This is a genomic window from Microseira sp. BLCC-F43, from assembly GCF_041929235.1.
Taxonomy (GTDB): Bacteria; Cyanobacteriota; Cyanobacteriia; order Cyanobacteriales; family Aerosakkonemataceae; genus Microseira.
Genome location: NZ_JBHFNP010000241.1, coordinates 1 through 3,493 on the forward strand (window position 1 = coordinate 1; position 3,493 = coordinate 3,493).

A 3,493-nucleotide genomic window follows, 5' to 3' on the forward strand; every position below is an offset into this window, starting at 1 on the left:
ACCGCACGCTGGTAACGGAACAGAAAATCAGCGGGGTAGCCAAAATATTCGTAGCGCATCAACCGCGATAAGGTTTGACTGGGGTCTTGAAAATTGAAGACAAATGAGTTCATTACCGAGTCTTTCCCATAAGCGAGTTCCTGGGGCGTTACGGGTGAGGTTTGCAGGCGCTTAATTTCGTCAAAGATGGCTTGAATAAAGGGTACGGTGGTTTCGGAACGAGTTTGTCCGCCAGCGACGAAAGTACCGGGGTAATCAAAACGGGGACTCCAAAAACCGTAGACGCTGTATGCTAGACCTTGACGCGATCGCACTGGTATGATTACCCAAACCTCAGGCGATCTCAAACAAGCCACCAAGGAATTAGACCGAGTCCAAGCCGAATTAAAACCAGCTCAGGCAGAATTAAGCCGCCTCCCACCCGAGGCAGAGGCGATTAAAGTACAGAATCGGCAAAAAACTCAGGTGCAAGCCAAAGCTGACGAAACTGAAAAACTGCTCAAAACAGCTAAAACCGAGTTAAAACAGCTTTTATTCACTTTGATCTACCCCCTCATATCGCTTCCGTTTACATACTCACATTAAAACCGCAGGTGGGCATGTGGGCAGGTGAGCAGGTGAGCAGCTTTTGCCAGATTGTTTGCACAATCTTTAATCATATGACTACCTAAACGGAAGTGATATCACCCACTCTGCTGCATACTGCGAACTAAAGAACCCCCTTTTTAAGCTTTGTTGCGGGTAGCTGAGCGTTCACTTTAGAAAATTTTAGTTTTTTTTAAAAAAAATATGCCAAAATGGCAACACGATTCCAATTATGTTCAATAGATTATTTATACCTCTGAAAAAAGAGATTTGAGCGCGCTCATCCAACAACAAGTTTGAATTTGAAGGAGCCACCCTATGATTATCTCGGATCTAGAACATCTGGAAGCGGTTTCTGAAGCAACTAAAGTAGAAGGCGGGTACGCAAATGCGAATGCCTATGCCAATGCCTATGCCAATGGTTTCTACTCTGCGAGTACCTATACCAGCACCTATACCAATGCTCAGTCGCATCCCCCCTACTACTACTACTACTACCCCTCCTCTTCCGCTAGTTCTAACTCTTCCTCCAGTTCATCTGCGAGTTAATCAGATATTAGCCGGGTAGTTATAGTATAGGTATCGCTGAAGGCTAAATGATTCAAAAGTTAAAAAGCCTTCAGCAGTACCGATCAGGGTTATCATCTTTTAATCAGAAGTTACCCCGCGTCGCGGGGTAACTTCCGTCTGAAACGATTACCAAATGAGACTTTCCAGCATTTGGGAAAATATCTTACATGACTACATTTGTGGCAACCCTTATGTGGCAGGGGTTTCAGCCAGTTTTCCCTCCCTAGGATTATAGAGCATTGTTGCATCCAAAAATATTAATAAAATCTTAAATTAGATGACTGCATCTAGTGAGCTAAACCAGATTCTGTATAATCAAACAAATTGAAAAAGTTAGCCAGAACGAGCGAGTTTCCGATATTGACAAGTTGACATTAAGGACATTGATTATGATCCGCGCTAGAGTATTAATCAAACAGATAAGCTCACCAGATGGCAACGCGATCGCGGTAGCTAAAAGTGTCGCTATTACCTCTGGCGATCGTGAGGGTAAAATGAGTCAAACTGTGACTGCTAAAGTTTCTTCTGACAATCGTTGTAGCAGTAGTTCAACGTCTAGTTCTGCTTCGAGCTTATAGAGGTAAATTGTATATACAGAAGCTTTTCAGGCTGTGGATTGGCATAATTTGTCGTCCACAGTCTGAACTTAACTGCTGTTATTTCTAAAAGTTAAAGGTTGCCATCTGCCTGAATTGACTTTGATCCACTTGCTTGACTTCTGATACCATACCCAACACCTATCAAGCAGAAGAAGAGTAAAGCTACTATACTCGAAGACTCAGGCGTAGCTTTAACGTTAGCCTGATTAGTCTTAATTTCTACTAAAGTTAGATAGGTTAAACTATCAAAATTACGCGAGTATTGACCTTTGACAGACGCTGTAGCAGATTCTTTTTTGCCTCCAAAAGATTCAGAGAAAGAAGTCTCTTGCTTAAAACTTATATGCGAACTATTGTCATAATAAAGAAAATCACTTTGTCCTGGAGTTTCTAAATTGGCAGAGAGCGTAAAGAAGTCTAACAGACTTTCAGTTTGGCTGTCAAACAACAGAAAAGATATCATCCCAGCAGCATTCGCACTTTCAAATTGTGGAAAGTCAATCGATGTGTTTAAGTCTAAAAAACTCTCAAAATCCAAAGAAAAAGTTCCTCCTGGAACAACGAAATCGTAACCGATGACTTGAGCAAAGCTTTGCGCTAAACCAAAGTATTCTCTACCTTGACCATTTGTTTTACTCAAAGAGGAGTTGTTGGCTTGTGTTAGTGGAAAGAAGGTATCGGCTATAAAATTAGCACTGGAGTTAGCATCGGCATTGACTTGACCGTTAGTTGAGATCGCGACAGTTTTAGCGTCAGTCAAAGTCGCAATAGAGGAGGGGTTATGACTAAAATTATCGATTGTAACTCTAGCTTCAGAAGAGGCTAAGGTAGCAGCCAGACTCGCTGAAGTAGACACGCTCAAGCCAGCCAAAGGTGCAACGAACAAGACCAAACACTTGGTCAGACCCTGGTTTATTTGCATAAAATTATCTCGCTTTTTTTTGGGATGATATGAGATTGGAGATCAATCAGACTAAATCCGCTTCTATTACCCCCCTGATTGAAAAATACCAGGGGGCTGGTGAAATAGAAGATACGAAAATAATCGGAGAGGTGTAATAAGCGGATTTGGCATCAACCTATTTCAGTATTAAGACTACTATAAAAGAATTAAATTTTTCTTAAAGCGCATCCGTATTTAATTAAAGTTTTTGTGAAGCTTGAAAAAATACTAGATGGGGTGCATTGGATAGCTTAATTGCATTCAACTGAGAATCGCTATAATCGCCTACCAGTAATGATGAAACAAGTTTGTACGGTACGCCCACCCTAGCTTGTATTACATCCCTAGATTTGATCAAGGCTACCAGCCTAAAGCGGGACAATACACTTGGAAAGGGGAAAAGGGATAACGGATCAGGGGGAAGGATGAACAAACCCTTTCCCTTTTCCCGCTTACGCCTTCTCCATTTGCCAGAATGTCCCATCTTAGATTGGTAGCCTTGATAGGCACTCATCGCTGTGAAGTGGCGGTTCTTGGGGCTGGAATGGCGATATCTATTGGCGTTACTTGTTTGGCTAAGCTAGTCAGCGGCGGCTTAATATCAGTGAGATTACCTACTACTAGCGTAACGATGTTCTGTGGTTTGAGGTAATTACGAGCAACCCGCTGCACGTCTGCTGCGGTTGTTGCTTCTACCGCACGCTGGTAACGGAACAGAAAATCAGCGGGGTAGCCAAAATATTCGTAGCGCATCAACCGCGATAAGGTTTGACTGGGGTCTTGAAAATTGAAGACA

Annotated in this window: 4 protein-coding genes and 2 pseudogenes; 3 read left to right on the forward strand and 3 right to left on the reverse strand. The window is 42.5% G+C overall.

The features are described 5' to 3' along the window. Positions 1 to 314, reverse strand: a pseudogene (locus tag ACE1CM_RS32760) (M16 family metallopeptidase); the annotation flags it as partial. Between the two features lie 4 nt (positions 315 to 318). On the opposite strand from ACE1CM_RS32760, the gene ACE1CM_RS32765 reads away from it, so the two are divergent. The 3 genes from ACE1CM_RS32765 to ACE1CM_RS32775 all read left to right on the forward strand — a co-directional run bounded on the left by ACE1CM_RS32765 (position 319) and on the right by ACE1CM_RS32775 (position 1,733). Next, a complete protein-coding gene (locus ACE1CM_RS32765) occupies positions 319 to 585 on the forward strand; it encodes a hypothetical protein (protein ID WP_374883064.1) in 267 nt (88 codons plus the stop codon). Between the two features lie 318 nt (positions 586 to 903). Then, entirely contained in the window at positions 904 to 1,134 is a 231-nt protein-coding gene (locus ACE1CM_RS32770; protein ID WP_374883065.1) for a hypothetical protein, read from the forward strand. A gap of 410 nt (positions 1,135 to 1,544) precedes the next feature. Continuing rightward, complete coding sequence (locus ACE1CM_RS32775) at positions 1,545 to 1,733, forward strand: hypothetical protein (protein ID WP_374883066.1); 189 nt, start codon at positions 1,545 to 1,547, stop codon at positions 1,731 to 1,733. 91 nt (positions 1,734 to 1,824) lie between these two features. Here the strand turns inward: ACE1CM_RS32775 and ACE1CM_RS32780 are convergent, their stop codons facing one another. Then, complete coding sequence (locus ACE1CM_RS32780) at positions 1,825 to 2,676, reverse strand: PEP-CTERM sorting domain-containing protein (RefSeq protein ID WP_374883067.1); 852 nt, start codon at positions 2,674 to 2,676, stop codon at positions 1,825 to 1,827. A gap of 531 nt (positions 2,677 to 3,207) precedes the next feature. Further along, positions 3,208 to 3,493 (reverse strand): annotated as a pseudogene (locus ACE1CM_RS32785) (insulinase family protein); the annotation flags it as partial.

Excerpts from the sequence above, each read along its gene's own strand:
- ACE1CM_RS32770 (WP_374883065.1), top strand. The coding sequence starts at position 904 with ATGATTATCTCGGATCTAGAACATCTGGAAGCGGTTTCTGAAGCAACT.
- ACE1CM_RS32765 (WP_374883064.1), top strand. The coding sequence starts at position 319 with ATGATTACCCAAACCTCAGGCGATCTCAAACAAGCCACCAAGGAATTA.
- ACE1CM_RS32775 (WP_374883066.1), top strand. The coding sequence starts at position 1,545 with ATGATCCGCGCTAGAGTATTAATCAAACAGATAAGCTCACCAGATGGC.
- ACE1CM_RS32780 (WP_374883067.1), bottom strand. The coding sequence starts at position 2,676 with ATGCAAATAAACCAGGGTCTGACCAAGTGTTTGGTCTTGTTCGTTGCA.